This is a genomic window from Ruegeria sp. SAZA006 (assembly GCF_059613465.1).
The window spans coordinates 227,934-254,330 of the sequence record NZ_JBXWSO010000003.1; the positions used below are offsets into that span (position 1 = coordinate 227,934).

Genomic DNA, 26,397 nt, shown 5'->3' on the forward strand with positions numbered 1-26,397 from the left:
AAAAATGCGCACAGAAAAACCGCCCCCGCGCAGGGCCGGGGCGGTTTTCCGAGTTGCAGGGGCTCAGGCTTCGAGCGCGCGGCGCAGCATTTCCACATCTTCGGCGATCTGACCGTCGGTCAGCTTCAGCTCTTCAATGCGTTTGACGCCGTGCATGACGGTGGTGTGGTCGCGTCCGCCAAAGCGGCGGCCGATCTCGGGCAGCGACCGGCTGGTCAACTGCTTGCACAGATACATCGCCACCTGACGCGGGCGGGCATAGGACCGCAGGCGTTTCGGCCCGATGATGTCGGACAGGCGGATGTTGTAATAGTCGGAAACCTTGCGCTGGATCTCTTCGACGGTGATCTTGCGCTCGGAGGCGCGCAGCACATCGGCCAGACAGTCCTGCGTCAGTTCCATGTCGATCTCGCGACCGACCAGCGAGGCAAAGGCGAACAGCCGGGTCAGCGCCCCTTCCAGAACGCGCACGTTGGTCGAGATGCGGTGGGCTAGGAATTCCAGGACACCATCGGCGATCTTCAGGTCGGGATAGGTCTTGGCGTATTGCTGCACCTTGTTCTGCAGAATGCCCAGGCGCAGCTCGTAATCGGTCGGGTGCAGGTCAACCACCAGTCCGCATTGCAGACGCGACTTGACCCGTTCCTCCAGATCCTTGATTTCACCCGGCGCGCGGTCGGCCGAGATGATGATCTGCTTGTTCTGATCCACCAGCGCGTTGAACGTGTGGAAGAATTCCTCCTGCGTCGAATCCTTACCGGCGATGAACTGCACGTCATCGACCATCAGCACGTCGACCGAACGGAACAGGTGTTTGAAATCCATCATCCGGCGTTCACGCAGGGCCTGCACGAAGCGGTACATGAACTGTTCGGCAGACAGGTACAGCACGTTGAGCTCGGGACGTTTGGTCTTCAGCTCCCAGGCGATGGCGTGCATCAGGTGCGTTTTACCGAGGCCGACACCACCGTACAGAACCAGCGGGTTGAAAGTGACGGGGCCGCCTTCGGAAACACGGCGCGCGGCGGCATGGGCCAGTTCGTTGGGCTTGCCGACGACGAAGGTGTCGAAGGTAAAGCGTGCATCCAATGGCGCGGCCTGCAGCGACTCGAGCGCTTCATTGGTTCCGTTGCCTTCCGGTGCCAGCTCGATATTGACAGGCTCGGGCTGATGTTCGACCGGCTGAGTCGCGGCGGCGGGACGTGCTGGTGAGTTGGCGGCCACCCGGAAGGCCAGGCGCTGAACCGACTCTCCGGCCGTGTTCAGCTCGTACAGAATGAGGTCTGCAAAATTTTGACTGACGTAGTTCCCCATGAAGTTGGTCGGAACCGAAAATACGGCCACGCCTCCCTTCAATTCCTGAAATTCCAGTGGTTCAATCCAGGTCGTAAAATTGTTCCGGCCCACGGCCTTCAGCAATTTGTTACGCAGTTGTCCCCATTTTTCTTGTGTCATCCAGCGCCTCACGCATCCCAATATTTTTGACCCAATCGGCCTTATGATTGTGACCGGTATCCCGGTTCTTATGCGTTCACTCGCGCGCAGATATTCAGTCGCCGAAACCCCAAGAATCGGCGGGAATATCAGTGGTCACGACGCTTGCCTGTTTGACGGCGACCAAAAAGTACAGCCGCCCAAACCGCGGTTTGCGCCACGCAGTTCTAGTTTTCGACAGGGCTAAGATCATCGGAGTAGCCGAGATCCGCAGCAGATCGTCAAACCGGTTGGCACCGGTTGCCGACATTCGCCCCTGGATCATTCTGATGCCCGTCAGTCCGATCGCAGGAACAGCCTGTCCCCCCAAGCGAGTGAATCGCTGAAACTGTCGTAGCAAGAGGCAGTGGGGCCGGGCAACGAAACTCTGATATTGACTCGGGTCTTTGGGCGAAAGAATCTCTCGGTTTCGTGAAGGCGCGGCATTCTGGCAACAACGCAAAAGGCGCCGCACGGGGCGACGCCTTCGAAACTGGAATGAACCAGCAAGCGTTGACGCTAGGTCAACCCAGCGCCTTGACGCGCGCCGACAGGCGCGACATCTTCCGGGCTGCGGTGTTCTTGTGGAACACGCCTTTGGTGACGCCTCGCATCAGCTCGGGCTGGGCCGCGCGCAGCGCGGCGGTTGCCGCGTCCTTGTCGCCGGATGCGATTGCTTCTTCGACTTTGCGCAGGAAGGTGCGGATGCGCGAGCGACGGGCTTTGTTGATTGCATAACGCTTCTCGTTCTGACGAGCGCGCTTCTTTGCCTGGGGCGAGTTTGCCATGTGTCTCTGACCTTTGTTCGGTACGTTTGTCTAGGGTTGCACGTCACGGAATTACCCGCACCGGATCAGAAATCACGAGTGTGAATCGGGCCAAGCGGGCCGCACGCGCATGTATGGTGGCGGTCAATAGCCAAGTTTTCAGTGTTTGCCAAGCCGATTCTTGGCCTTGTTGCCCGCCATGAAAAAAGGCGGGCAGCGCCCGCCTGATCCAACCGTCTTGTCGGCGCCGCCTATTTGTCGCGGAACTGGGCCGCGCGCTTTTCAAGGAATGCGGCCATGCCTTCCTTCTGGTCTTCGGTCGCAAACATCGAGTGGAACACGCGACGTTCGAACAGCATGCCCTCGCTCAGCGGCACCTCGTAGCTGCGGTTGACCGCCTCTTTCGCGGCCATCGCGGTCAGCAGCGATTTCTCGGCAATCTTCTGGGCCGCGCCGGTTGCCTCTTCAATCAGCTTTTTGGCCGGCACCACGCGCGACACGAGGCCCGAGCGCTCGGCCTCTTCGGCATCCATGAAACGCCCGGTCAGGTTCATGTCCATCGCCTTGGACTTGCCCACGAACCGGGTCAGGCGCTGGCTGCCGCCCATCCCGGCGATGACGCCCAGATTGATTTCAGGCTGGCCGAACTTGGCTGTGTCGGCGGCGATGATGAAATCGCACATCATGGCCAACTCGCACCCACCGCCCAGCGCATAGCCCGCCACCGCCGCGATGATCGGTTTGCGGATCGCGGTGATCCGGTCGTTGGCGTCGGCAAACAGATTGGTGGTGTAGACATCGACAAAGCTCATCTCGGACATCTCCTTGATGTCCGCACCTGCCGCGAATGCCTTTTCCGATCCGGTGATGACGATGCAGCGCACCTTGTCATTGGTGTCCGCGTCCTCGAGCGCCTCGCACAGTTCACCCAGAAGCTGAGTGTTCAGCGCGTTCAACGCATCGGGTCTGTCGAGCTTGATTAGGGCGACGTGGTCTTCGATTTCGACGATGATCGTCTCAAAAGCCATGAGGTCTGAGCTTTCGGTTGTTCCGTTCAGGTCCAATTCCTTACCACGCGGAAAACTCGGATCAAGCTATCTTTGGCATTGCGCGCAATAGAAGGTTGAGCGTCCCGACTGGGTGATTCTGCGGATCTCGGCCCCGCAACCCTCGGTCCGGCAGGGCTGGCCCTCGCGCCCGTAGACGTCGAAACTGTGCTGAAAATATCCAAGCTCTCCATCAGCTTGCCGGAAATCACGCAGCGAGGATCCACCGGCCTCGATGGCCTCGGTCAGCACCGTCCGGATCACCGGAACCAGGGCTCCGACACGCCCGGCCGAGATCTGACCCGCCTTGCGACGTGGCGACACTCTGGCGCGGTAGAGCGCCTCGCAGACATAGATGTTGCCCAGCCCGGCGACGATTCTCTGATCCAGCAGCGCCGTCTTGACCGGTGTGGCCCGGCCGCGGAAGGTGTCGATCAGATAGGTCTCGTTGAAGTCGTTGCCCAGCGGCTCCGGCCCCAGCACAGCCAGCAGCTTGTGCTGCTCGGCGGTGGCCGTGGGCATCAGATCCATCGCCCCGAACCGGCGCGGGTCATTGAAGGTGATGCGCGCGCCATTGGCCATGTGAAACACCACGTGGTCATGCTTCTGCGGCATCGGATGATGATGCACGAACTGTCCCAGCGGATCGCCCGACACGGTCATGCGGCCCGACATGCCCAGATGAATCAACAGGGTCTCGCCGCCGCTCAGATCGGCAAGGATGTATTTCGACCGTCGCCGCAGACGTTCGACCCGCTGACCGGTCAACCGTTCGGCCATCCGCTCGGGAAAGGGCCAGCGCAGATCGGGGCGGTTCACGTCCGCCCTTTCGACCACCACGCCTTCCATCGCCGGGGCAAGGCCGCGTCTTACTGTCTCGACCTCGGGCAATTCGGGCATTAGACGGCTCCTATTCCAAAGGGCCGCATTGTGCCCCGGTTTCCAGGCCCTATAACAGAGACGAAATTCGACGAACGGCAAGGCTTATGTCCGACAACAGCGACAAGACCACTCATTTCGGTTTCGAAACCGTCCCCGAGGCCGAAAAGGCCGGGCGTGTGCAGGGCGTATTCAACTCGGTCGCGTCGAAATACGACGTGATGAACGACGTGATGTCGATGGGCATCCACCGGGTCTGGAAAGACGCGATGATGGACTGGCTGGCGCCACGCCCCGGCCAGCGGCTGCTGGACGTGGCGGGCGGTACGGGCGACATCTCGTTCCGCTTCCTCAAGCGGGCGGGCCACGGCCATGCCACCGTTCTGGATCTGACCGAGCCGATGCTGATCGAGGGGCGCAAGCGCGCCGAGGCCGCGCAGATGGCCGACAGCCTGGACTGGGTGGTGGGCGACGCGATGGCCCTGCCGTTCGAGGACAACACCTTCGACGTCTACACCATCTCCTTCGGCATCCGGAACGTGACCCGCCCGCAAGAGGCCCTGAACGAGGCCTACCGTGTGCTCAAACCCGGCGGGCGACTGATGGTGCTGGAGTTCAGCCAACTGCCCAATGACGGGCTGCAAAAGCTCTATGACCTCTACAGCTTCAACGTGATACCACGAATGGGCAAGCTGATCGCAAACGACTATGACAGCTATCAATACCTGGTCGAATCGATCCGCAATTTCCCCGATCAGGATACCTTTCTGGGCATGGTGCGCGCCGCCGGGTTCGAGAACGCGAAATACCGCAACCTCAGCATGGGCATCGCCGCCCTGCATTCCGGCTGGAAGATCTGACGCATGCGCGGCCCCCACAACATCATCCGCCTGATCCGCACGGGCGCCACGCTGGAGCGCACCGGCGCCATGAACGTGGTGCTGGACGCGTTCGAGGCCCCGCGCGCGTTGCGGATCCTTGCCCACACCTTAGGCAAACCGTTCCAATGGCTGGGCTACAAGGGCGACCCGTCCATGCCGCCGGCGACCCGGGCGCTGACCGCCCTGGGCCCGGCCTACATCAAGTTCGGTCAGGTCCTGTCCACGCGCCCCGATGTCGTGGGCGAAGAGCTGGCAGAACAGCTCCGGGTCTTGCAGGACAAGCTGCCCCCCTTCCCACGCGACGTGGCCATGGCCGAGGTGGAAAAGGAGCTGGGCCAACCTCTGGATGAGATGTTCTCGGAATTCAGCGAACCGATCGCGGCCGCCTCGATCGCGCAGGTCCACAAGGCGAAATTGGCCAGCACCGGCGAGGATGTGGCCGTCAAGGTCCTGCGCCCCGGCATCGAACGCGCGTTCCGCAAGGATGTGGATGCGTTCTATTTCGCCGCCCGGATCGTCCAGCTTTTCGCCCCCGGTGCGCGCCGACTGCGCCCGATGGAAGTGATCGAGCATTTCGACGGCGTCGTCCGCGGCGAACTGGATCTCAGGCTCGAAAGTTCGGCAGCCTCGGAATTTGCCGCCAACACGCAGAATGACGAAGGCTTCTGGCTGCCGCCCGTGGTCTGGTCCCTGTCCGCGCGCCGGGTCATGACGCTCAGCTGGGCCGACGGTATCCCTTTGGGCGACAACGCCGCGCTGGACGCGGCCAATCACGACCGCCGCGATCTGGCCGAGCGGGTGCTGCGCCTCTTCCTGCTGCACGCCCTGCGCGATGGCTTCTTCCACGCCGACATGCACCAGGGCAACCTCAAGGTCGCCGCGAACGGCGACATCATCGCCTATGACTTCGGCATCATGGGCCATATCGACGAATACACCCGCCGCGTCTATGCCGAGATTCTCTTCGGCTTCATCCGCCGCGACTACAAGCGCGTGGCCGAGGTGCATTTCGAGGCTGGCTACGTCCCGGCTGACCAGGACGTCGATGAATTCGCCCGCGCCCTGCGCGCGGTGGGCGAGCCGATCTTCGGCATGGATGCCACCCATATCTCGATGGGCCGCCTGCTGAACTACCTGTTCGAGGTGACCGAACGCTTCGGCATGGAAACCCGCACCGAACTGATCCTGCTGCAACGCACGATGGTGGTGGTCGAAGGCGTCGCCCGCTCGCTCGACCCGCATATGAACATCTGGGAGGTCGCCCGCCCCGTTGTCGAGGACTATATCAAGCAGTCCATCGGCCCCCGCGCCGCCCTGCGTGATTTTGGAAGAACAGCGCTGGTTCTTGCGCGGTTCGGGCCCCGCCTGCCTGATCTGGTCGAAAATGCCCTGATCGCCCAGACCCGCAAGGATGATCCATCCGGCTCAGATTTCTGGCCCAAGGCCATTCCCGCCGCAATCGGGGCCGCCGCCGGGGCAGTGGCCGTCCTGATCCTTTCGGGCCTTGGCTGAAAGGCGCCGTCGCTTCATCTGGCCAAAAATATCCTCGGGGTGAATCGCGCCCCGGCGCGATGGGGGGCAGACAGCCCCCCTGCCCGACCCGAGATCAGAGCAGTTCGATGGCGATGGCAATCCCCTGCCCGCCACCGATGCACATGGTGATCAGCCCTTTCGACCCGCCGATGCGCTCCAACTCGTACAGAGTCTTCAGCGTGATGATCGCCCCGGTGGCCCCCACCGGATGACCCAGGGCGATGGCCCCGCCATTCGGGTTCACCTTCGCCGGATCCAGCCCCAGTTCCTTGTTCACCGCCAGCGCTTGGGCGGCAAAAGCCTCGTTGCTTTCGATCACATCGAAATCGCCCGCCGACAGGCCGGTCCGCTTCAACAGGTTGCGCACGGCCGGAACCGGGCCGATTCCCATCACCTCGGGGCGAACGCCGGCATGGGCATAGCCCAAGATGCGCGCCTTGGGCGTCAGGCCGGCTTTCTCTGCGGCATCCGCCGTGGCCAGAACCATCGCCGCCGCGCCGTCATTGATGCCCGAGGCGTTGCCCGCGGTCACACGCCCGTCCTTCTTGAACACCGGACGCAGCCCGGCCAGGGCCTCGGCCGTGGTGGCTTTGGGATGCTCGTCGACCTTGAAATCGACCATGTCGCGCTTGACCTTGACCTGCACCGGCGCGATCTGGCTGTCGAAATAGCCCGCTTCGATCGCGGCCGCCGCCCGTTGCTGGCTGGTCAGCGCAAACGCGTCCATCTCCTCACGTGTGATCTGGTGCTCATCGGCCACGTTCTCGGCTGTGACGCCCATATGCCCGGTTCCGAAGGGGCAGTTCAGCGCGCCCAGCATCATGTCCAGCGACTTGATGTCGCCCATCTTGGCGCCCCAACGCGCTTGCGGAACGATGTAGGGACTGCGCGACATACTCTCGGCGCCGCCGGCCACGGCAAACTCGGCATCTCCCAGCATCAGCGATTGAACCGCCGACACGATGGCCTGAGCGCCCGAGCCGCACAGCCGGTTCACGTTCATCGCCGGAGTGCCGTTCGGAATGCCCGCCTGCATCGCCGCGACGCGCGACAGGTACATGTCGCGCGGCTCGGTGTTGATGACATGTCCGAACACCACATGCCCGATCTGGTCGCCTTCGACGCCGGACTTCTCAAGCGCGGCCTTGGTCACGACGGTGGCCAGATCGATCGGCGCGGTCGCGGCCAGCGACCCTCCGAACGTACCGATTGCGGTGCGGGCACCGTCCAGAATCACGATATCGGTCATGTCTCTCTCCTCTTGGATTTGCGCGCAGTATGCACCCGCAGCATGGGCCTGTCGCGCGGGACGTTCCGTCATCGGCGGAATTGACAATTCGCGCCCGGACGCGCAAGAAATTCCGCCATGACGGAAAATTCAGACGATATCCTGACACGCCTGCCCGCCCGCCTGAAAGAGGCCCGGCGCGCCAAGGGCCTGTCACTGGAAGCGGTGGCCAATCTCAGCGGCGTCTCCCGGTCGATGGTCAGCCAGATCGAACGCGGCGAAAGCAGCCCCACGATCTCGACCCTGTGGAACCTGACCCGTGCGCTGCAGGTCGATTTCGCCGGTCTTCTGGAAGAGTCCGAGACCACCGACCAGATCGAAGTGCTGCGCAGCGCCGAGGTGCCCAGCATCGATAATATGGGCCAGTCCTGCCGGATCCGCATCCTCTCGCCACCCGAGGAGGCCGGCGGGCACGAGGTCTATGATATCCGGTTCGATGCAAACGGAGCGCTGAACAGCCAGCCCCATGCCCGCGGCGCGCGCGAACAGCTGACCGTGCTGGAAGGGGCCGTCCGCGTCACCTCGGGCGCCGCGACGATGGAACTGCACCAGGGCGACACGGCCCGGTATGCGGCCGACGTGGCCCACGCCATCGCGGCGCCGGACGGACCCGCCCGCGTGTTCCTGATCGTCAAGAACGCCTGATCCCCACAAATCGGCCGATTTCCGCCTTCACGGATTTTTTTCCGCCATACTGAAAATCTCCTATTTGGGACGCGCTTCCGTTATGTTAGATACGCGACTCAGAAAAAGGAGATCGCCATGGCTGATGCATTCCTGTCCCACGTTTCGGACACCCTCTCGCAGATCAAGGCGGAAGGCCTGTACAAGACGGAACGAATGATCACCTCGCCTCAGGGCGGCGAGATCACGGTGGGCGGACGTCAGGTCATCAACCTGTGTGCCAACAATTACCTGGGTCTGGCCGACCATCCGGCGCTGATCGAGGCCGCGAAGAACGCGATGGAGCCCAAGGGGTTCGGCATGGCCTCGGTCCGGTTCATCTGCGGCACGCAGGACATCCACCGCGAGCTGGAGCAGCGGCTGGCCAGGTTTCTGGGCAAGGACGATTCGATCCTGTTCGCGGCCTGTTTCGACGCCAATGGCGGGTTGTTCGAACCCCTGCTGGGCCCCGAGGATGCCATCATCTCGGACAGTCTGAACCATGCCTCGATCATTGACGGGATCCGGCTGTGCAAGGCCAAACGCTATCGCTACATGAACAATGACATGAACGACCTCGAAGCCTGGCTGAAACAGGCGCGCGCGGACGGGGCCCGGCATATCATGATCGCGACCGACGGCGTGTTCTCGATGGATGGCTACCTGGCCAACCTGCCCAGGATCCGCGAACTGGCCGACAAATACGACGCGGTCGTGATGGTCGATGACTGTCACGCCACCGGATTCATGGGGCCGCGCGGCGCGGGCACGCCGGATCATTTCGGCGTGGAGGTGGACATTCTGACCGGGACATTGGGCAAGGCACTTGGGGGGGCAATCGGCGGTTACATCGCCGGGCCGCAGCCAGTGATCGACCTGCTGCGGCAGCGGGCGCGGCCCTATCTGTTCTCGAACTCGCTGCCGCCCTCCATCGTCGCCGCCGGGCTTGAGGCGATCCGCCTGGTCGAAGGCGGCGACATGCTGCGCAAGCAACTGTTCGGCAATGCAAAATACTGGCGCGCCGGGCTGGAGAAGCTGGGGTTCGACCTGCTGCCGGGTGAACACCCGATCATTCCCGTGATGTTGGGCGAGGCGCAGTTGGCGCAGGACATGGCCGCCCGCCTGTTCGACGAAGGCGTCTATGTCTCGGGCTTCTTCTTCCCGGTGGTCCCGCGCGGCCAGGCCCGCATCCGCACCCAGATGAACGCGGCGCTGACCCGCGACGAGCTGGACCGCGCCCTGGCCGCCTTCGGCAAGGTCGGCAAGGCGTTGGGGGTCATCTGATGGTTCTGAACTCGGTCATCGACGCGATCGGCGATACGCCCCTGGTCGAGCTGTCCCGGGTTTGCCAAACACTGGATCTGGACGGCCGTATTCTGGCAAAGCTGGACTATTTGCTGCCGGGCTTCTCGAAAAAGGATCGGGCCGCCCGTTCCATCATCGAACAGGCCCGCGCCGACGGCAGCCTGATCCCGGGGCAGACCGTGGTCGAGCTGACCTCAGGCAACATGGGCACCGGCCTGGCGATTGTCTGCGGCATTCTGGGGCACCCGTTTGTGGCGGTCATGAGCGCAGGGAACTCGGTCGAACGCGCCCGCATGATGCGCGCCTTAGGCGCCGAGGTGGTGATCGTCCCCCAGGCCGAAGGGGGCAAACCGGGCGAAGTCTCGGGCGCCGACCTGGCGTTGGTGGATGACGCCGCCCGCCGCATCACCGCCGAGCGCAACGCATTCCGCGCCGATCAGTTCGGCCACGCGGGCAACCCCAAGGCTCATGCCGCTGGGACGGGCCCGGAAATCTGGGCCCAATCAGCAGGTGCCGTGACGGCCTTTTGTGATTTTGCCGGCTCTGGCGGCACACTTTCCGGGGTCTCTGACTACCTGTCACCCCTTGGGGTGCGGTGCTATGCGGTCGAACCCGACGGCGCTCGTGCCTTGGCCGGTGAACCCGTCCGTGCGACCGATCATCCCATCCAGGGCGGCGGTTATGCTATGTCGGATCTGACGCATCTGAACGGAGTGCAATTGGCCGGTCATCTGTCCGTCACCGGCGCATCAGCGCGCGACGCCGCCCGCCTATTGGCCCGCACCGAAGGCATCTTTGCGGGCTTTTCCGCCGGGGCGAACCTGGCTGCCGCCATCGACCTGCTGCGTGGCCCCGAACGGGGTGGCTGCATCGCGATCGTGATGTGTGACAGCGGCTTGAAATACCTGTCGACCGATTTGTGGGAGTGATCCGGATGCGACCCAACACCATGAAAGCGCTGGAAAAGTCCAGGCCCGAGGAAGGGCTTTGGATGGTACAGGCCCCGGTCCCCGAGATCGGCCCCGACGAGGTTCTGATCCGCGTGAAGAAGACCGGGATCTGCGGCACCGACATCCATATCTGGAACTGGGATGAATGGGCGTCGCACACGGTGCCCGTCCCCATGATCACCGGTCACGAATTCGCCGGCGAAATCGTCGAACTGGGCCGCAATGTGGCCGGGTTGAAGATCGGCCAGCGCTGCTCGGGCGAGGGCCACCTGATCGGCACCGACAGCCGCCAGAGCCGCGCGGGCAAGTTCCACCTGGACCCGGGCACGCGCGGGATCGGGGTGAACGAACAGGGCGCCTTTGCCCAATATCTCAAGCTGCCGGCCTTCAACGTGGTACCCCTGCCCGACGACATCCCCGACGAGATCGGCGCGATACTCGACCCGCTGGGCAATGCGGTGCACACCGCCCTGAGCTTCGATCTGCTGGGCGAGGACGTGTTGATCACCGGCGCCGGCCCGATCGGGATCATGGCCGCCGCGGTGGCCCGCCACGCAGGCGCCCGGCATGTGGTGATCACCGACATCAACCCAGACCGGCTGGCGCTGGCGCAGCATGTCGTGCCGTCGGTCCGGGCCGTGAATGTGGCCGAGGAAGAGCTGCAATCGGTGATTTCCGACCTGGGCATGAGCCAGGGTTTTGACGTGGGGCTGGAAATGTCGGGCTCGCAGGCGGCGCTGGACCAGATGGTTGAAGCGCTGGTGATGGGCGGCAAGATCGCCCTGCTGGGCATTCCGCCCGGCAAATCGCCCGTCGACTGGAGCCGCATCGTGTTCAAGGCGATCACCATCAAAGGCGTCTACGGCCGCGAGATGTTCGAGACATGGTACAAGATGATCGCGATGCTGCAGAACGGGCTGGATGTCAGCCGAGTCATCACCCATCGCTTTGCCGTCGATGATTTTGCGCAGGGCTTTGCCGCCATGAAGTCGGGAAAATCGGGCAAGGTGGTGCTGGACTGGGCCTGACCCTCTGGATAGTTGCAAACGCACCTTCTAGACAGGTGCGCACACATGCCGGGGAGGACATGAAATGGCCGACAATGCCAAGGGCGACCGCCCGCTGGAACGCGGAGTCGAAGACACGCTGGTGACCGATTTCGCGGGCACGCACCGCAAAAGCTATGGCGACTTCCTGCAGCTCAAGACCCTGCTGAACCTGCAGAAAACCTTTCAGGACCCGGCCCAACCCGATGAGATGCTGTTCATCATCATCCACCAGGTCAGCGAGCTGTGGCTGAAACTGATGCACCATCAGCTGGTCGAGGTGCGCCGGTTCCTGCAGCAGGATGAGTTCGGCCCCGCGATGAAGAACCTGGACCGGATCAAGGCGATCCAGAGGCAGCTGATCGCCGCGTGGGAAACCCTGCTGACCATGACGCCCGCCGACTACATGACCTTCCGCAAGGCGCTGGGCAATTCATCCGGCTTCCAGAGCTACGGCTATCGCCAGATCGAATTCATCCTGGGCAACAAGGACACCGCCACGCTGAAGGTGCATGAACACGACCCCGAAGTGATGGAGATGCTGACCGCCGCCCTGGTCAAGCCGTCGCTGTATGACGAGGTATTGCACATGCTGGCGCGGCAGGGTTTTAACGTGCCGCAAGACCTGCTGGACCGGGACTATTCGAGGACCTATTCCGGCGATCCGCGCATCGTCGAGATCTGGGCCGAGATCTACCGGAACACGGGCCGGTATTGGGACCTGTATGCGCTGGCCGAAAAACTGATGGATGTGGAATCGCTGTTCCAGCGTTGGCGCTTCGACCATGCGACCGCCGTCGAACGTGTGATCGGTATGCAGCCCGGCACCGGCGGCTCCAGCGGCGTGGCCTTCCTGCGCAAGGCGCTGGACTTGCGGTTTTTCCACGATCTCTATAACGTTCGCAGCGACCTGATGTATGGCGGACAGAGCTGAGCCATGCTGTATCGCGGATTTTCCCAAGAACAGCTGGAACGCGAATACGCTCCCAGTTCGATGATTGGCGGTGACCTTGCGCCCTATCTGGCAGCCTTTTCGGCGCTCAGCGCGCAGGCGCGGGCGCAACTGACGGTGCAAGAGAACCTCGGCTATGGCCACACGCCCGCGCAGGTGCTGGATTTCTTTCCCGCCCGCACGCCCAATGCGCCGCTGCATGTGTTCATCCATGGCGGCTATTGGCAGGCGCTCAGCCAGCGCGATTCGGCGATGATGGCGCCCGCGCTGGTCGAAGGCGGGCAGGCCTTTGCAACGGTGAACTACACGCTCGCCCCCGACGCGCGGCTGGGCCAGATGGTCGATGAATGCCGGACCGCGCTGCTATGGCTGGCCACCCGGGCCAAGTCGCTGGGGTTCGATGCCTCGCATGTCACCCTGTCCGGGCACAGCGCCGGTGCGCATCTGGCAGCGATGGTCATGGCGACCTCGGCCGACCAATTCGCCCGGATCGGCCTGCGGGTGCGCGAAGTCATCTTGATCAGCGGCGTCTACGACCTGGAACCGATCAGCCTGACCCCGGTCAACGATCCGCTGCAGCTGACCCCGGTCGAGCTGCACGACCTGTCCCCTATCCTGAACCTGCCCGCGCCCGGGCCACGCTATCGGGTCACGGTGGGCGAGCGGGACACGGGCGAGTTCATCCGCCAGAGCCGCGACTATGCCGAAGCGTTGCGCAAAGCCGGGCATGCCGTCAGCTTTGATCTGCAGCCGGGCACGCATCATTTCGACATCATCCTCAAGGACGGGACGTTTCTGAACAACCACCCCTGAATGTGAAAACGGCGGCCCCAAAGGACCGCCGTTTCTTTCAATTTCGACCGGATCAATCCAGCGTGCGCGTGACTTCCTCGCGCTCGAAGATCTCGATCACGTCGCCGGGGCGGATATCGTCGTAGTTCTCGAACGCCATACCGCATTCCTGACCCGACTGAACCTCGGCCACTTCGTCCTTGAAGCGTTTCAGCGTCTTCAGCGTGCCTTCGTGGATCACCACGTTGTCGCGCAGCAGGCGCACGCCGGCCGAACGGCGGGCAACGCCCTCGGTGACCAGACAGCCGGCAACTTTGCCGACGCCGGTGACCTTGAACACTTCCTTGATCTCGGCATAGCCGATGAACTTTTCGCGGATCTCGGCGCTCAGCAGGCCCGAGGCAGCGGCTTTGACGTCATCCACCAGGTCGTAGATCACCGAGTAGTAGCGGATCTCGACGCCCTTCTGGTTGGCGGTGTTGCGTGCCGAAGCATTTGCCCGCACGTTGAAGCCAAAGACCGGAGCACCCGACGCTTCGGCCAAGCCGATATCGGTTTCGGTGATGGCGCCGACGCCCGAGTGCAGCACGCGCACGCGCACCTCGTCGTTGCCGATCTTCTCCATCGCCTGCACGATCGCCTCGGCCGAGCCCTGCACGTCGGCCTTGACCAGAATGGGCAGCTCGGCCACGTTCTCGTCTTCCTTGGCCTTCTGCATCAGCTGTTCCAGCGTGGTCGCGGCACCGGCGGCGGCGCGCTTGTCCTTGGCGACCTGCGCGCGGTACTCGGCGATCTCGCGGGCCTGCGCCTCGGTCTCGGTCACGTTCAGAACGTCACCGGCCTCGGGCGTACCGTTGAGACCCAAGACCTCGACCGGAACCGAAGGACCGGCCTCCTGAACGCGCTCGCCCTTGTCGTTGATCAGCGCGCGGACCTTGCCGTACTGCTCGCCCACGACGAAGATGTCGCCCTGGCGCAGCGTGCCCTTCTCGACCAGCACGGTCGCGACAGGGCCGCGGCCCACATCCAGCTGCGCCTCGATCACAGCACCTTGCGCGGCGCGGTTCGGGTTGGCCTTCAGCTCCAGAATCTCGGCCTGCAGCGCGATGGCTTCCAGTAGATCGTCCAGACCCTGTCCCGTGATGGCCGAAACTTCGACATCCTGAACCTCGCCCGACATCTTTTCGACGACGATCTCGTGCTGCAGCAGGTCGGTGCGCACCTTGTCCGGGTTCGCATCGGGCTTGTCGATCTTGTTGATCGCCACGATCATCGGAACACCGGCGGCCTTGGCGTGGTTGATTGCCTCGACCGTCTGCGGCATCACCGCGTCATCCGCCGCAACCACCAGCACCACGATATCCGTTACCTGAGCACCGCGCGAGCGCATCGAGGTAAAGGCCGCGTGGCCCGGCGTGTCCAAGAAGGTCAGCGTGGTGCCGTCGTTGGTCTGCACCTGATAGGCGCCGATATGCTGGGTAATGCCACCGGCCTCGCCCGCAACGACTTTCGCGTCGCGGATCGCGTCCAACAGCGAGGTCTTCCCGTGGTCGACATGACCCATGATGGTAATGACCGGCGGACGGGGCTGCAGGTCTTCATCCTTGTCTTCGACATCCGAGATTACATCCTCGACATCCGCGTCCGAAACCCGCACGACCTTGTGGCCGAATTCTTCGATGATCAGTTCGGCAGTATCGGCGTCGATGGTCTGGTTCTGCGTGACCATCATACCCATGTTCATCAGCGACTTGACGACGTCAGCGACGCGTTCGGCCATACGATTGGCCAGTTCCGAAACGACGATCGCCTCGGGCAGCTGAACCTCGCGGATCACCTTTTCACGCTCGACCGAGCCGCCCATGGCTTTCTGCCGCGCACGCTCCTGCTTGCGTTTCATCGCGGCCATGGACCGCTGGCGGCCACCTTCCCCGCCACGCAGAGCCTGGTTCAACGTCAGCTTGCCCGAGCGACGGCCGTCGTCGCGGCCCTTGCCGCGGGTTTGGCGCTGTTCGCGCTCGCGGTCGGTCTTGCGCGGCGTTTCCGCTGGTGCAGGCTTGCTGGCCGCGGGGGCCTTGGCCTTGGGTGCCTCTTTCGCGGCCGCGGCTTCTGCTGCGGCGCGCTGAGCGGCTTCATCGGCCTCTTTCTGCTTGCGCTCTTCTTCCTCGGCTTTCTGCCGGGCTTTCTCCTCGGCCTCGCGCTGTTCGCGCTCCTTGGCTTCCTGTTCGGCGCGGCGGCGTTCACGCTCTTCGGCGCGCGCTTTTTCCTCGGCCTCGCGGCGTTCGGCTTCCTCGGCCTCACGGGCCTTGGCCGCCTGCAATGCCTTCAGGCGCCGATTCATCTCGGCATCGGAAATCCCGGCTGGCCGGCGCGAAGGATCACCCGACGGCGCAGCGCCACCGCTGGGCTTGGACGCTCCCGGCTTGGGAACCACCACGCGCTTGCGTTTGGTTTCCACCACGACATTCTTGGTACGTCCGTGGCTGAAACTCTGTTTCACATTCCCGGGGCGTGCCCCGCCACGAAGACCCAATGTCTTTTTGCCGTCACTATCGCTCATAAAGCTTCTTACCCTTCCGCGCGGCCCTTGCCGCCGTCATCCATATCGCGCAAGCCACGCAGGCGCTGCGCTTCCTCTACAACACGTTTGGCGAGTCCGCCAGAGGCGAGCGCCGCATGAATCACCGTTTGGCGCCCAAATGCCGCCCCAAGCTCGTCTGCGGTCAGCCAGCCGATGTATTTCCCGAAATGCGGCGTGCTCAGCTTGGACTTGCCGCGCCCGGAACCATCGACCGCCTGAATCAGAACCCAAGCCTCTTCGCGATCAAGCCAGGACTTGACCTTTTCATACCCGGCGACCGCATCGCCGGATTTTCGCGCCAGACTGATCAACTCGATCACGCGGCGCGACAATTGACGCTCCACCTCGTCCACAAGGTCCTGCGGTACAGTCACCTGCGCCTTGAACCCGCGTGCAAACAGCTTCTTGCCGACGGCTGTGTCCAGCGCCTTGCGATCCGCCGAGACATAAACGCCCCGACCCGGCAACTTGGACGCGACATCCGGGAAAACCTGCCCATCCGGGCCGGTTACAAAGCGGATCAGCCCGTACCGAGGCTGCACCTCGCCCGTGGCGATGCATTTCCGCTCTGGCCCTTCGGACCGTTCCTTTTGGACGCCACCGCGACCCATGTGTGCCACCCGAGGCCTGGAATCAGGCCTCGGCCTCCTCGTCTGCTGCTTCGTCCTCGACGTCTGCCTCGGGCTGCTCCAGATCGGCGGGGTCGACCCAGCCCAACATGACCCGAGCGGTCATCACCAGATCCTGCGCCTCTTCCAGCGTCACGCCAAAGGGTTCGAGAATACCGTCATCCTTGACCCGCTGGCCATCAACCGTGGTCCAGCCTCCGGCCAGTTCCCAGTCAGCGCAGGTTGCAAAGTCTTCCAGCGTCTTGACGCCGTCCTTGGCAAGCGCCTCAACCATTTGGGGTGTCAGACCCTCAAATTCAATAAGGCTGTCCTCGGCACCCAGGCTGCGGGCGCTGTCCAGCGCCGCCTTGGCCTGCGCCTCGAGGAATTCGCGCGCACGCGCTTGCAGCTCGTTTGCGGTGCCTTCGTCGACGCCATCGATCACCAGCAGTTCGTCCAGCTCGACATAGGCCACTTCTTCCAGGTTGGTGAAGCCTTCCGAGACCAGCAGCTGGGCAAAGAACTCGTCCAGGTCCAGGCTGTCCATGAACAGCTGCGTGCGGGCTTCGAACTCCTTCTGACGGCGCGCCGATTCTTCGGCCTCGGTCATGATGTCGATGTCCAGACCGGTCAGCTGGCTGGCCAGACGCACGTTCTGACCACGGCGACCGATCGCCAGCGAAAGCTGTTCTTCGGGCACGACGACTTCGATCTTGCCGGCTTCTTCGTCCAGAACCACCTTGGAAACCTCGGCGGGCTGCAGCGCGTTCACAAGGAATGTCGGCTGGTCTTCGTTCCACGGGATGATGTCGATCTTTTCGCCCTGCAGCTCGTTCACGACGGCCTGCACGCGGCTGCCGCGCATACCAACGCAGGCGCCGACGGGGTCGATCGAGTTGTCATACGAGATGACCGCGATCTTGGCACGCGAACCGGGATCACGGGCCACGGCCTTGACCTCGATGATGCCGTCATAGATTTCCGGCACTTCCATCTTGAACAGCTCGGCCATGAACTCGGGCGCCGTGCGCGACAGGAAGATCTGGTGACCACGCGTTTCGCGGCGCACTTCCTTGATGTAGGCGCGCACCCGGTCATTGGGGCGATAGCTTTCGCGACCGATCTTGTCGTTGCGGCGCAGAACAGCCTCGGCCCCACCCAGATCGACGATCACGTTGCCGAATTCCTCACGCTTGACGGCGCCGTTGATGATGGTGCCGACACGATCCTTGAAGTCTTCGTACTGGCGGTCACGCTCGGCCTCACGAACCTTCTGCAGGATCACCTGCTTGGCCGACTGAGCCGCGATCCGGCCCATTTCCACCGGCGGGACTTCTTCCACGAATACATCACCAATCTCGGGCGATTCCATGTATTGCTTGGCCTGCTCGACGGTCATCTCGGCCTGATAGTTCTCAAGCTCGTCATCCGCGACCACGGTGCGGACCCGAGTAAAGGTTGCCTTACCGGTCTTGCGATCGATGGACACGCGAATGTCCATCTCGGCGCCGTAACGGCTCTTGGCGGCACGGGCGAGCGATTCCTCCATCGCTTCGACGACCAGACCGGGGTCGATCATCTTTTCGCGGGCCACGGCCTCGGCGGTCTGCAGCAGCTCCAGCTGGTTGGCTGAGGTGATTGCCATCAGTTCGTCTCCTCTTCGGACCCTTCGGTCTCAATCTCGTCGAAAGCGTTTTCGTTCAGGGCGCCGGCGTCTTTGCGCTGGCGCAGCATTTCCTTGATCAGGTCATCGGTCAGGACCAGCTTGGCGTCGCTTAGCCAGTCGAATTGCAGACCGATGGTCACGGTCTCTTCGCCGTTGGGGATGTTGACCAGAACCTCATCCCCCTCGACACCGGCCAGTTCCCCCTTGAAGCGGCGGCGGCCGTCGATCAGTTCGGTCGTTTCCAGCTTGGCCTCGTAGCCCTCGAACATCTCGAAATCCTTCAGCCGCGTCAGCGGGCGGTCGATGCCGGGGCTGGACACCTCGAGCGTATAGGCGTCAAGGATCGGGTCCTCGACGTCCAGCGTGGCGCTGACCGCGTTCGAGATCTCGGCGCAATCATCCACCTCGATGCCGCCATCGGGCTTGTCGGCCATGATCTGCAGCGTGGTCTGCTTGCCGCTCATCAGACGGATACGGACCAGCTCATACCCCAGATCCTCGATCACCGGAGTGATGATCTCGGCCAGTCGTCGGTCGATCGCCGCCTTGGCTATCAGGTCATTTGTCATATGGTGCTCTACCCTTCGATCGGGCACAAAAAAACGGGCGCGCGGCCCGTCGAATTTTCCGGTGGAGCCTCGAACCAGAAGTCCGACGCGCCGCTGTTGCAACTGCATATACGCAGGACGCCCCGAGTCTGCAACCCCTGCCGTAAACCGACGGACAATCGGCGCCGATTTTCAGGCCGGTTTCAGGCCATCCACCAGCGTTCCGCGATGCGCCCATCGTCCAACGGCGCGCCCCGCCCGATCCGGCGCGGCAGGCCCACGGTGCCGGAGATTGCCAGCGACATCTCTGATTCGCTGGGGAAGAACCGCACGCCACCCAGACCGCGCAGCCCTTGCGCCGCCGGCAGCACCGACACGTCCACGTATCGGTCACGCAGCGCCTCGGCGCGCACGGCCGGGTCGGGGATCACGATGATGTCGACCGCCTCCAGCCAGCCGGCATGGCCATCCTTGTAGTGGCCCGCGACCCGGCGGCCGCGGAAATGGCGCCCGTCTTCGGCCCGTTCGACCCGGTAACACCCGGTGCCGTTTGCCTGCTGCAGCGGCGAAACGCTCTGCCCGTCGCGGGTGATGACGAACCGGGTATCGGCCAGCGTGAAAGGCAGGCCGGGGTTGGCCTCGGCCAGTTCGATCCGGATGCGGTCCGGCGCCAGGGCTTCGGCGCGCCCGACCTCGGACAGGACCGCCAGAACATCCGCGGCCGTCAGCGCCGCGCCGTCGTGAAACACCGCATCCGCACGCAGGTCGAAGGTCCATACCCGGGCCTCGGAATCGGTCTGCCATGCGGTCGCAAGCTCGCCGCGCAGAGTGCCGTCCGGCGCGATCTCGGTCAGGGTGTCGAACACCGCACCCCGGGCCAGCCGGTCCAGGCTGTCGTCACGCGGTACGGCGATGCGCAGCACGCCGCCCGATTTCGGCGTATCCGCCAGCGAGGCCCCCGTCGCGGCCAGCAGGGCTGCAGCGGCACCCGAGGTGAACAGGGCACGGCGGTCGATGCGGGTCATGCCACCTCCTGCGCGGTTCGGTCCATGATGCGCACAAGTTCGGCGCTGATCCCGGGTTCCGACAGGGCGTGACCAGCCTGCCGCACCATCTTCAGCTCGGCCTCGGGCCATTTCTCGGCCAGGCTCCAGGCCGCCTGCGGGGGGCAGATCATATCGTAACGGCCCTGCACGATGTGGCCGGGAATATGCGCGATCCGGTCCATCCGGTCCAGAATCTGGCCGTCATATTCCAGAAACGCCTTGTTGATGAAATAGTGATTCTCGAGCCGCGCGAAGGTGCGCGCATATTCGCCGGGGCTTTCACCGACGGCCCCGTTGGTGTGGATCGAGGCCAGCGCGTTTTCCCAGTGCGACCAGGCGCGGGCGTACAGGATCTCGGTCGCGCGATCGCCCGAAAACAGCCGCTTGTTGTAGGCGCCGATGGCGTCGGACAGTTCCGAGTCGCGCAGCAGCGAGGTGAAGCGCGCCCATTGCTCGGGCCAGAACTTGCCGGCTCCACCACCATAGAACCAGTCGAGTTCCGCCTGCGTGGCCAGAAACACGCCACGCAGAACCAGGCGGGTCACCCGGTCGGGATGGGTTTGGGCATAGATCAGCGCCAGCGTGGCGCCCCAGCTGCCGCCGAACACGATCCAGTCGTCGATCTCGAACAGTTTCCGCAGACGCTCGATATCTGCCACCAGGTGCCAGGTCGTGTTGTTCTCGACCGAGGCCGTGGGCCGCGACCGACCGCAGCCGCGCTGATCGAACAGAATCACCCGGTAGACCTCGGGGTCGAAATAGCGCCGCATGGCCGGGCTGCAGCCGCCGCCGGGGCCGCCATGCAGAACCACCACGGGAATCCCGTCGGGATTGCCGCATTGCTCCACATAGATGCGGTGCCCGTCGCCCATATCCACCACGCGCTGGTCGAACGGATCGACCGGCGGGTAAAGATATTGCACTGCGCGCTTTTGGTCCGGGTACTTGTCCATTATGGCCCTATATAGTCTTACAGCGTAAAAGAGCACACGGAGACAGGAATGCAAGCGCATCCGAACACGGTGGACCCGTCCGAGATCGCAAAATTCGAGGCCATGGCCGCCGAATGGTGGGACCCGCACGGGAAATTCAAACCTCTGCACATGCTCAATCCGTGCCGTCTGGACTATATCACACAGCAGATCGCGGGCGAATTTGACCGGGACCTGACGGCTGCGAAACCGTTCGAGGGCCTGCGCCTGCTGGATATCGGCTGCGGCGGCGGGCTGCTGAGCGAGCCGATGGCGCGGCTGGGCGCCGAGGTCGTGGGCGCCGACGCGGCCGAGCGCAACCTGCCCGTGGCCCGCATCCACGCCGAGCAATCCGGCCTGCAGATCGACTATCGCCACACCACCGCCGAGGCATTGGCCGACGCGGGTGAACAGTTCGACGTGATCCTGAACATGGAGGTGGTCGAGCATGTGGCCGACCCGCTGGCCTATCTGACCGCCACGCAGCAGCTGCTGAAGCCGGGCGGGTTGGAAATCTGCTCGACCATCAACCGCAACCCGAAATCCTATGCGATGGCGATTTTCGGGGCCGAGGTCGTCATGCGCTGGCTGCCGCGCGGCACGCATGAATGGTCCAAGTTCATCACCCCGGACGAGCTGTTCGATCTGCTGCGCCAGGCTGGTCTGGACCCGGTGGACCGCAAGGGGTTCGTGTTCAACCCGATCACCTGGAGCTGGTCGATCTCGGACCGGGATCTGAGCGTGAACTACGTCACCGCCAGCGTGAAGCCGGGCTGAAGACTATTCCTCTTCCAGTTTCATGCGCAGGTCGCGCAGAACCGGCAGGGTCGCGCGCACACGCTCAAGGCCTAGTTCGCCCACGACCCGGTTGATCAGAGGTGCGATGGCCGAGATCGCCTGATCGCGCGCCCGTCGGCCTGCGGGGCTGATCGCCACCATCTTGCGGCGGGCATCGTCCCAATCGGGGCGGATGTGGATGTATCCGGCCCATTCCAGTTTGGCCAAGGTGTTGGTCATCGCCCCACGGGTCACATGGAATGTGCGGGCCAGTTGGGCAGGCGTCCGCTCGCCCCCCACGAACACCAGGTGGTTCAGCACCGAGAAATGCGAGATTTCCATTCCCTTGGGCAGAACCCGGCTCAGCCGGTTCCGCAGCAATTGGTCCGCAGTCAGGATCTCGCTGAACAGCGCGACCGCCAGGGCGTTGGTTTCGTCAGTCATTACCCGGCTCTGGATCAGGGCCCGTCGAACGGGCGAACATGTGTCAGGGACGGCACGCGCCGCCGTGCCTCTGTAACAGACCTATCATCCAGATCAAAAAAGTGAATGCCGGTCTGAGTGCCTGCGTCGATCAGCACCTCGCCCCAGGGCGATACGACCATGCTGTGCCCGTGGGTATGGCGCGTTTTGCCCCGGGTTTTGGGGTGTTCTCCGGTCTGCGCGGGGGCAATGACCCAACAGCCGGTCTCGATGGCGCGGGCGCGCAGCAGCGGTTCCCAATGGGCCGCGCCGGTCACCGGAGAGAACGCCGCCGGAACCGTCAGGATCGTGGCCCCGCCCTGTGCCAGCGCGGCGTGCAGATGCGGGAACCGGATGTCATAGCAGATGGTCATGCCGACCTTGCCGAAGGCGGTCTCGGCGATCTCCGCCCGCGACCCGGGGCGATAGCTGGCCGATTCGCGAAAGGTCTCAGTCTCGGTGACCTGCACGTCAAACATGTGGATCTTGTCATAGCGCGCCACGATCCCGCCCTGCGGGTCGATCATGAAGGACCGGTTGGCGAACCGCCCGTCGGCGTCATGTGTCTTCAGCCCCAGCGATCCGATCAGCAGCCATACGCCCAATTCCGCCGCCTGTTCGCGCAGGCCCGCCAGGGTGATGTCGTCTTCTTCGTGCTGCAGCACCTCGCGCTGGCGCGTTGCGCTGGTCGAGACGCAGTTGGTGACCTCGGGCGTCAGGATGAACCGCGCGCCCCGGTCCGCGGCCTCGGCCATCATGGCACGCACCATGTCCAGGTTCGCGGCCGGGTCGTCCGACGAGGTGATCTGCAGCAGGGCGGTTTTCATCAGGCGGCCAACAGCGGGTCCAGCTTGCCGGCCTGTTCGAGTTCGTACAGGTCGTCGCAGCCACCGACATGGGTGTCACCAATGAAGATCTGTGGCACCGTGCGCCGTCCGCCCGCCCGCTGGATCATCTCGGGCTTGCGTTTGGGGTTCATCAGAACGTCGATCTCCTCATAGGCGACGCCTTTCTGGTTCAGCAGCCGTTTGGCCGCGTGGCAAAAGCCGCACAGCGGCGATGTATAGATGACAACCGGTTTCATGGTCCGTTCCCTTGGATTTCGCGCAATTTAGGGGGAATTAGGCATCCTTGGCAACGCGCGCCAGTACCAACACGGAAATATGAGCCGCACCGGCCTCTTGGCAGGCCCGGCTACAGGCCGCCAGCGTCGCGCCCGACGTCATGACATCATCCACCAGCAGAACAGACCGCCCGCGCAGAACTTGACCGCGGCGCGGATGCAATGTGATTGCTTCGCGCAGCGTTTCGGCACGCTCGGCCGCCGTTTTGCCTTCCAGCGGTGGGGTGCGCCGCTTGCGTCTCAACAGATCCGGACAGACCGGCAGGCCCGCCTCCTTTCCCAAGTGGAGCGACAAGAGCGCGGACTGGTTGTATCGGCGCTTCAGCAGCCGCGACCAATGCAGCGGCACCGGAGCGATCACCGTATCCGGTCGAAACAGCGTGCGACCTGCCTGCGCCATCCAACGCGCCGCAGGTTTTGCCAGTTCGGAACGATCCCCGTGCTTCAGGGCCAGAACCAGTGACCGCGCCCGCCCCTGATACAGCAATGCCGCGCGTCCCTCGGCCCACGGTTGCGGGCGGCGCAAGCAATCATCGCAGTCGATTCGGTGACCATCATCGCTGCCAGGAACGGGCGCACCGCAACTGTGGCAGACTGTTCCGCCGATGAACGGGGTTTCGCGCCAGCACGGCCCGCACAAGCCGAAATCCGAGGCCGCCATCTCGCCGCAGCCGATGCAGCGTGGGGGATATACGACCTCGATCGCGGTTTGAATCCGCTGCCATATGCGATAATTGCGGCCTATGGATTTGCCAGCACCCAATGCACCCTCGCTGTTCGATCGCAAAGCGCTTGCGGCACACCGCGCGCGGATCAGCGACGAGGCCCTGTTTCTTCACCACGCCGCCATGGACGAGGTGCAGGATCGCCTTTCCATGGTTAACAAATCGTTTACCGCGCCAGCGATCGTAACCCCCTGCCCCGACATCTGGGCGCCGGTCCTGCCGGGCGCCTGGGTCGTGGCCGATGACGACGTGTTGGATCTCAAACCCGCTGCGCATGACCTGGTGGTTCATGCGATGGCCCTGCATTGGGCCAACGATCCGGTGGGCCAGCTGATTCAATGTGTCCGCGCGCTGCAGCCCGACGGTTTGTTGTTGGTGGTGTGTCTGGGCGGTGAAACCCTGCACGAATTGCGGGCAGCGCTGGGTCAGGCCGAGGTCGAGGTGACCGGCGGTCTCAGCCCCCGTGTCGCGCCGATGGCCGAGTTGCGAGATCTTGGCGCGCTGCTGCAGCGTGCGGGTTTTGCATTACCTGTTGCGGACAAAGTGCCCCTGACGGCGACTTACCGCGACCTGTGGCACTTGATGCGGGACCTGCGCGCGATGGGCGAAACCAACGCCATGACCCAGCGGTTGAAACACCCGTCGCGCCGCGCGCTCTTTTCCCGGGCCCAAGAGATTTACGCCGCGCATTTTTCATCTCCCGAAGGCCGGCTGACTGCCACGTTCGAGTTGATCTGCCTGACGGGCTGGGCGCCGGACGCCAGCCAGCCCAAGCCACTGCGCCCCGGCTCGGCCCAGATGAGACTGGCCGACGCCCTTGGCACGAAAGAAGGCAAACTGTCCGATTGACCCGCTGACGGAACCGATTATGTCAGCCTCTAAACCAAAATTCAGGAAGCTTACAATGTTCGATGCCACCCGCCCGGAACACGCTCCGGCAGACCACCCAAAAGTGAAGATGGGCCGCGTCGGCGTTCTTCTGGCCAATCTCGGCACGCCGGATGACTACAGCTATTGGCCGATGCGCCGCTATCTGAACGAGTTCCTGTCCGACCGGCGGGTGATCGACTATCCGGCCTGGAAATGGCAGCCGATCCTGCAGGCCATCATCCTGACCAAACGTCCCTTCAGCTCGGGCGCGGCGTACAAGTCGATCTGGAACCACGACAAGGGCGAAAGCCCGTTGATGACCATCACCAAGGACCAGACTGCCAAGATGCGTGCGGCGATGCAGGAACGCTATGGTGACAAGGTCATGGTGGAGTTCTGCATGCGTTACGGAAACCCCTCGACCAAGTCGAAGGTTCGCCAAATGGTGGCCGAGGGCTGCGACCGCATCCTGTTCTTCCCGCTGTATCCGCAATATGCCGGCGCCACGACCGCAACCGCGAACGACCAGTTCTTTCGCGCACTGATGGACGAGGCGTGGCAGCCCGCCAGCCGCACGGTACCGGCCTATTTCGACGAGCCGGCCTATATCGACGCCCTGGCGCAGTCGGTCGAGCGCGCCTATGCGGCCATGGAGACCAAGCCGGACGTTCTGGTCTGTTCCTATCACGGCATGCCGGAACGCTATCTGATGCAGGGTGATCCGTACCACTGCCAGTGCGCCAAGACGTCACGGCTGCTGAAAGAGCGGCTGGGCTGGGCGGATGATCAACTGGTGACCACCTTCCAGTCGCGATTCGGACCCGAGGAATGGCTGAAGCCCTACACTGTCGACCACGTCGCGGAACTGGCCCGGCAGGGCAAAAAGAACATAGCCGTCATTGCCCCGGCATTTTCTTCGGACTGCATTGAAACGCTGGAAGAGATCAACGAAGAGATACACGAAAGCTTTGAGCACGCCGGCGGTGAAAGCTTTACCTACATTCCCTGCCTTAACGACGAGGACGCGCATATCGCCGCCTTGGGCAAGGTTGTCGAGGACAACCTCAAGGGCTGGCTGGACTGAATCGGCCCGGGATTAAGCACGAAAAAAGGCGGTGGAGATCCACCGCCTTTCTTTTTTGTCGTAGTCCGTTGGACTTAGCCTGCGGCAACAGCTGCGGCAACAACGACCAGCAGGATCAGCGGCAGGATGATGCCCTGCGACGAGCCCTGGGTTTCTTCGACGACAACAGGTGCCTCAACAACCGGCTCTTCCAGGTTGCCAGCATATGCGGTCGAAGCAGCAGCGGTCAGTGCAGCAGCGAGTACAAGTTTCTTCATATTAACCTCCAGAGTTTGCGCGATCCCAATTGCGGAACCACACACCTAAGACTTACCTCGTGGTTTTTTCTAATCAGCAAAGCAGAACGAATGCAATTGCAACT

The 26,397-nt window shown here is 63.3% G+C and carries 27 protein-coding genes; 11 read left to right on the plus strand and 16 right to left on the minus strand.

Features of this window, described 5'->3' with window-relative positions; genetic code table 11:
* Positions 1-63: 63 nt before the first annotated feature.
* The 4 genes from dnaA to mutM all read right to left on the minus strand — a co-directional run bounded on the left by dnaA (position 64) and on the right by mutM (position 4,186).
* On the minus strand, positions 64-1,455 hold the full coding sequence (gene dnaA / locus AC2FNZ_RS02075) for a chromosomal replication initiator protein DnaA (protein ID WP_093963610.1): 1,392 nt from the start codon (positions 1,453-1,455) through the stop codon (positions 64-66).
* A 542-nt stretch (positions 1,456-1,997) separates the two neighbouring features.
* A complete protein-coding gene (gene rpsT / locus AC2FNZ_RS02080; RefSeq protein WP_093963612.1) occupies positions 1,998-2,261 on the minus strand; it encodes a 30S ribosomal protein S20 in 264 nt (87 codons plus the stop codon).
* A gap of 230 nt (positions 2,262-2,491) precedes the next feature.
* Positions 2,492-3,268: an acryloyl-CoA hydratase gene (gene acuK, locus AC2FNZ_RS02085; protein WP_093963613.1), complete on the minus strand. Its 777-nt coding sequence runs from the start codon at positions 3,266-3,268 to the stop codon at positions 2,492-2,494.
* A gap of 66 nt (positions 3,269-3,334) precedes the next feature.
* Positions 3,335-4,186: a bifunctional DNA-formamidopyrimidine glycosylase/DNA-(apurinic or apyrimidinic site) lyase gene (mutM, locus tag AC2FNZ_RS02090; protein WP_093963614.1), complete on the minus strand. Its 852-nt coding sequence runs from the start codon at positions 4,184-4,186 to the stop codon at positions 3,335-3,337.
* A gap of 86 nt (positions 4,187-4,272) precedes the next feature.
* On the opposite strand from mutM, the gene ubiE reads away from it, so the two are divergent.
* Positions 4,273-5,025 (plus strand): bifunctional demethylmenaquinone methyltransferase/2-methoxy-6-polyprenyl-1,4-benzoquinol methylase UbiE, encoded by a 753-nt coding sequence (ubiE, locus tag AC2FNZ_RS02095; RefSeq protein ID WP_093963615.1) that lies wholly within the window; start codon positions 4,273-4,275, stop codon positions 5,023-5,025.
* A gap of 3 nt (positions 5,026-5,028) precedes the next feature.
* Positions 5,029-6,558, plus strand: a complete 1,530-nt coding sequence (gene ubiB, locus AC2FNZ_RS02100; protein ID WP_496839375.1) for a 2-polyprenylphenol 6-hydroxylase — start codon at positions 5,029-5,031, stop codon at positions 6,556-6,558.
* A gap of 94 nt (positions 6,559-6,652) precedes the next feature.
* Here ubiB and AC2FNZ_RS02105 read toward each other — a convergent pair whose 3' ends face one another.
* Positions 6,653-7,828, minus strand: coding sequence for an acetyl-CoA C-acyltransferase family protein (locus AC2FNZ_RS02105; protein ID WP_496839376.1), 1,176 nt, complete (start codon positions 7,826-7,828; stop codon positions 6,653-6,655).
* A 117-nt stretch (positions 7,829-7,945) separates the two neighbouring features.
* On the opposite strand from AC2FNZ_RS02105, the gene AC2FNZ_RS02110 reads away from it, so the two are divergent.
* The 6 genes from AC2FNZ_RS02110 to AC2FNZ_RS02135 all read left to right on the plus strand — a co-directional run bounded on the left by AC2FNZ_RS02110 (position 7,946) and on the right by AC2FNZ_RS02135 (position 13,596).
* A complete protein-coding gene (locus tag AC2FNZ_RS02110; protein ID WP_496839377.1) occupies positions 7,946-8,512 on the plus strand; it encodes a helix-turn-helix domain-containing protein in 567 nt (188 codons plus the stop codon).
* A 117-nt stretch (positions 8,513-8,629) separates the two neighbouring features.
* Complete coding sequence (locus AC2FNZ_RS02115) at positions 8,630-9,814, plus strand: glycine C-acetyltransferase (protein ID WP_496839378.1); 1,185 nt, start codon at positions 8,630-8,632, stop codon at positions 9,812-9,814.
* Positions 9,814-10,764, plus strand: a complete 951-nt coding sequence (locus AC2FNZ_RS02120; protein ID WP_170342413.1) for a PLP-dependent cysteine synthase family protein — start codon at positions 9,814-9,816, stop codon at positions 10,762-10,764. Before AC2FNZ_RS02115 ends, AC2FNZ_RS02120 begins: the two co-directional genes overlap by 1 nt.
* Before the next feature lie 20 nt (positions 10,765-10,784).
* The gene (gene tdh, locus AC2FNZ_RS02125; RefSeq protein ID WP_496839449.1) at positions 10,785-11,813 is read left to right on the plus strand and encodes an L-threonine 3-dehydrogenase; all 1,029 of its coding nucleotides are present in this window, start codon (positions 10,785-10,787) and stop codon (positions 11,811-11,813) included.
* A 64-nt stretch (positions 11,814-11,877) separates the two neighbouring features.
* Positions 11,878-12,765 (plus strand): tryptophan 2,3-dioxygenase, encoded by an 888-nt coding sequence (locus tag AC2FNZ_RS02130; RefSeq protein WP_496839379.1) that lies wholly within the window; start codon positions 11,878-11,880, stop codon positions 12,763-12,765.
* A 3-nt stretch (positions 12,766-12,768) separates the two neighbouring features.
* Positions 12,769-13,596: an alpha/beta hydrolase gene (locus tag AC2FNZ_RS02135; protein ID WP_496839380.1), complete on the plus strand. Its 828-nt coding sequence runs from the start codon at positions 12,769-12,771 to the stop codon at positions 13,594-13,596.
* Between the two features lie 52 nt (positions 13,597-13,648).
* Here the strand turns inward: AC2FNZ_RS02135 and infB are convergent, their stop codons facing one another.
* The 6 genes from infB to pip all read right to left on the minus strand — a co-directional run bounded on the left by infB (position 13,649) and on the right by pip (position 20,977).
* On the minus strand, positions 13,649-16,135 hold the full coding sequence (infB, locus tag AC2FNZ_RS02140; RefSeq protein ID WP_496839381.1) for a translation initiation factor IF-2: 2,487 nt from the start codon (positions 16,133-16,135) through the stop codon (positions 13,649-13,651).
* A gap of 8 nt (positions 16,136-16,143) precedes the next feature.
* On the minus strand, positions 16,144-16,767 hold the full coding sequence (locus tag AC2FNZ_RS02145; protein ID WP_093963623.1) for an RNA-binding protein: 624 nt from the start codon (positions 16,765-16,767) through the stop codon (positions 16,144-16,146).
* A gap of 22 nt (positions 16,768-16,789) precedes the next feature.
* On the minus strand, positions 16,790-18,409 hold the full coding sequence (gene nusA, locus AC2FNZ_RS02150) for a transcription termination factor NusA (RefSeq protein WP_093963624.1): 1,620 nt from the start codon (positions 18,407-18,409) through the stop codon (positions 16,790-16,792).
* Positions 18,409-18,999, minus strand: a complete 591-nt coding sequence (gene rimP / locus AC2FNZ_RS02155) for a ribosome maturation factor RimP (protein ID WP_093963625.1) — start codon at positions 18,997-18,999, stop codon at positions 18,409-18,411. The genes nusA and rimP overlap by 1 nt, the downstream gene beginning before the upstream one ends.
* 182 nt (positions 19,000-19,181) lie before the next feature.
* Positions 19,182-20,003, minus strand: a complete 822-nt coding sequence (locus tag AC2FNZ_RS02160) for an ABC transporter substrate-binding protein (protein WP_496839383.1) — start codon at positions 20,001-20,003, stop codon at positions 19,182-19,184.
* Entirely contained in the window at positions 20,000-20,977 is a 978-nt protein-coding gene (pip, locus tag AC2FNZ_RS02165; RefSeq protein WP_496839384.1) for a prolyl aminopeptidase, read from the minus strand. The genes AC2FNZ_RS02160 and pip overlap by 4 nt, the downstream gene beginning before the upstream one ends.
* A gap of 48 nt (positions 20,978-21,025) precedes the next feature.
* Here pip and ubiG point away from each other — a divergent pair, with 48 nt between their 5' ends.
* Complete coding sequence (gene ubiG / locus AC2FNZ_RS02170; RefSeq protein WP_496839385.1) at positions 21,026-21,772, plus strand: bifunctional 2-polyprenyl-6-hydroxyphenol methylase/3-demethylubiquinol 3-O-methyltransferase UbiG; 747 nt, start codon at positions 21,026-21,028, stop codon at positions 21,770-21,772.
* Between the two features lie 3 nt (positions 21,773-21,775).
* On the opposite strand, the gene AC2FNZ_RS02175 is transcribed toward ubiG, so the two are convergent.
* From AC2FNZ_RS02175 to AC2FNZ_RS02190, 4 genes are read right to left on the minus strand one after another with little or no spacing between them, the layout of a single operon-like run.
* The gene (locus AC2FNZ_RS02175) at positions 21,776-22,216 is read right to left on the minus strand and encodes a MarR family winged helix-turn-helix transcriptional regulator (protein WP_093963629.1); all 441 of its coding nucleotides are present in this window, start codon (positions 22,214-22,216) and stop codon (positions 21,776-21,778) included.
* A gap of 14 nt (positions 22,217-22,230) precedes the next feature.
* A complete protein-coding gene (locus AC2FNZ_RS02180; protein WP_496687532.1) occupies positions 22,231-23,061 on the minus strand; it encodes a carbon-nitrogen hydrolase family protein in 831 nt (276 codons plus the stop codon).
* Positions 23,061-23,318 (minus strand): glutaredoxin 3, encoded by a 258-nt coding sequence (gene grxC, locus AC2FNZ_RS02185; protein ID WP_005979317.1) that lies wholly within the window; start codon positions 23,316-23,318, stop codon positions 23,061-23,063. Before grxC ends, AC2FNZ_RS02180 begins: the two co-directional genes overlap by 1 nt.
* A 37-nt stretch (positions 23,319-23,355) precedes the next feature.
* The gene (locus AC2FNZ_RS02190) at positions 23,356-24,018 is read right to left on the minus strand and encodes a ComF family protein (RefSeq protein ID WP_254432982.1); all 663 of its coding nucleotides are present in this window, start codon (positions 24,016-24,018) and stop codon (positions 23,356-23,358) included.
* Between the two features lie 82 nt (positions 24,019-24,100).
* On the opposite strand from AC2FNZ_RS02190, the gene AC2FNZ_RS02195 reads away from it, so the two are divergent.
* Positions 24,101-24,931, plus strand: coding sequence for a methyltransferase domain-containing protein (locus tag AC2FNZ_RS02195; RefSeq protein ID WP_496839386.1), 831 nt, complete (start codon positions 24,101-24,103; stop codon positions 24,929-24,931).
* A gap of 55 nt (positions 24,932-24,986) precedes the next feature.
* Positions 24,987-26,036, plus strand: coding sequence for a ferrochelatase (gene hemH / locus AC2FNZ_RS02200; protein ID WP_496839387.1), 1,050 nt, complete (start codon positions 24,987-24,989; stop codon positions 26,034-26,036).
* A gap of 74 nt (positions 26,037-26,110) precedes the next feature.
* Here the strand turns inward: hemH and AC2FNZ_RS02205 are convergent, their stop codons facing one another.
* Complete coding sequence (locus tag AC2FNZ_RS02205; RefSeq protein ID WP_005979327.1) at positions 26,111-26,293, minus strand: hypothetical protein; 183 nt, start codon at positions 26,291-26,293, stop codon at positions 26,111-26,113.
* Between the last annotated feature and the right edge of the window lie 104 nt (positions 26,294-26,397).

Excerpts from the sequence above, each read along its gene's own strand:
- grxC (WP_005979317.1), bottom strand. The coding sequence starts at position 23,318 with ATGAAACCGGTTGTCATCTATACATCGCCGCTGTGCGGCTTTTGCCAC.
- infB (WP_496839381.1), bottom strand. The coding sequence starts at position 16,135 with ATGAGCGATAGTGACGGCAAAAAGACATTGGGTCTTCGTGGCGGGGCA.
- nusA (WP_093963624.1), bottom strand. The coding sequence starts at position 18,409 with ATGGCAATCACCTCAGCCAACCAGCTGGAGCTGCTGCAGACCGCCGAG.
- mutM (WP_093963614.1), bottom strand. The coding sequence starts at position 4,186 with ATGCCCGAATTGCCCGAGGTCGAGACAGTAAGACGCGGCCTTGCCCCG.
- AC2FNZ_RS02190 (WP_254432982.1), bottom strand. The coding sequence starts at position 24,018 with ATGGCGGCCTCGGATTTCGGCTTGTGCGGGCCGTGCTGGCGCGAAACC.
- AC2FNZ_RS02115 (WP_496839378.1), top strand. The coding sequence starts at position 8,630 with ATGGCTGATGCATTCCTGTCCCACGTTTCGGACACCCTCTCGCAGATC.
- AC2FNZ_RS02145 (WP_093963623.1), bottom strand. The coding sequence starts at position 16,767 with ATGGGTCGCGGTGGCGTCCAAAAGGAACGGTCCGAAGGGCCAGAGCGG.
- rimP (WP_093963625.1), bottom strand. The coding sequence starts at position 18,999 with ATGACAAATGACCTGATAGCCAAGGCGGCGATCGACCGACGACTGGCC.
- dnaA (WP_093963610.1), bottom strand. The coding sequence starts at position 1,455 with ATGACACAAGAAAAATGGGGACAACTGCGTAACAAATTGCTGAAGGCC.
- hemH (WP_496839387.1), top strand. The coding sequence starts at position 24,987 with ATGTTCGATGCCACCCGCCCGGAACACGCTCCGGCAGACCACCCAAAA.
- AC2FNZ_RS02195 (WP_496839386.1), top strand. The coding sequence starts at position 24,101 with ATGGATTTGCCAGCACCCAATGCACCCTCGCTGTTCGATCGCAAAGCG.
- tdh (WP_496839449.1), top strand. The coding sequence starts at position 10,785 with ATGAAAGCGCTGGAAAAGTCCAGGCCCGAGGAAGGGCTTTGGATGGTA.
- AC2FNZ_RS02135 (WP_496839380.1), top strand. The coding sequence starts at position 12,769 with ATGCTGTATCGCGGATTTTCCCAAGAACAGCTGGAACGCGAATACGCT.
- acuK (WP_093963613.1), bottom strand. The coding sequence starts at position 3,268 with ATGGCTTTTGAGACGATCATCGTCGAAATCGAAGACCACGTCGCCCTA.
- AC2FNZ_RS02160 (WP_496839383.1), bottom strand. The coding sequence starts at position 20,003 with ATGACCCGCATCGACCGCCGTGCCCTGTTCACCTCGGGTGCCGCTGCA.
- ubiB (WP_496839375.1), top strand. The coding sequence starts at position 5,029 with ATGCGCGGCCCCCACAACATCATCCGCCTGATCCGCACGGGCGCCACG.
- AC2FNZ_RS02130 (WP_496839379.1), top strand. The coding sequence starts at position 11,878 with ATGGCCGACAATGCCAAGGGCGACCGCCCGCTGGAACGCGGAGTCGAA.
- AC2FNZ_RS02110 (WP_496839377.1), top strand. The coding sequence starts at position 7,946 with ATGACGGAAAATTCAGACGATATCCTGACACGCCTGCCCGCCCGCCTG.
- rpsT (WP_093963612.1), bottom strand. The coding sequence starts at position 2,261 with ATGGCAAACTCGCCCCAGGCAAAGAAGCGCGCTCGTCAGAACGAGAAG.
- AC2FNZ_RS02105 (WP_496839376.1), bottom strand. The coding sequence starts at position 7,828 with ATGACCGATATCGTGATTCTGGACGGTGCCCGCACCGCAATCGGTACG.
- AC2FNZ_RS02205 (WP_005979327.1), bottom strand. The coding sequence starts at position 26,293 with ATGAAGAAACTTGTACTCGCTGCTGCACTGACCGCTGCTGCTTCGACC.
- pip (WP_496839384.1), bottom strand. The coding sequence starts at position 20,977 with ATGGACAAGTACCCGGACCAAAAGCGCGCAGTGCAATATCTTTACCCG.
- ubiE (WP_093963615.1), top strand. The coding sequence starts at position 4,273 with ATGTCCGACAACAGCGACAAGACCACTCATTTCGGTTTCGAAACCGTC.
- AC2FNZ_RS02120 (WP_170342413.1), top strand. The coding sequence starts at position 9,814 with ATGGTTCTGAACTCGGTCATCGACGCGATCGGCGATACGCCCCTGGTC.
- AC2FNZ_RS02175 (WP_093963629.1), bottom strand. The coding sequence starts at position 22,216 with ATGACTGACGAAACCAACGCCCTGGCGGTCGCGCTGTTCAGCGAGATC.
- ubiG (WP_496839385.1), top strand. The coding sequence starts at position 21,026 with ATGCAAGCGCATCCGAACACGGTGGACCCGTCCGAGATCGCAAAATTC.
- AC2FNZ_RS02180 (WP_496687532.1), bottom strand. The coding sequence starts at position 23,061 with ATGAAAACCGCCCTGCTGCAGATCACCTCGTCGGACGACCCGGCCGCG.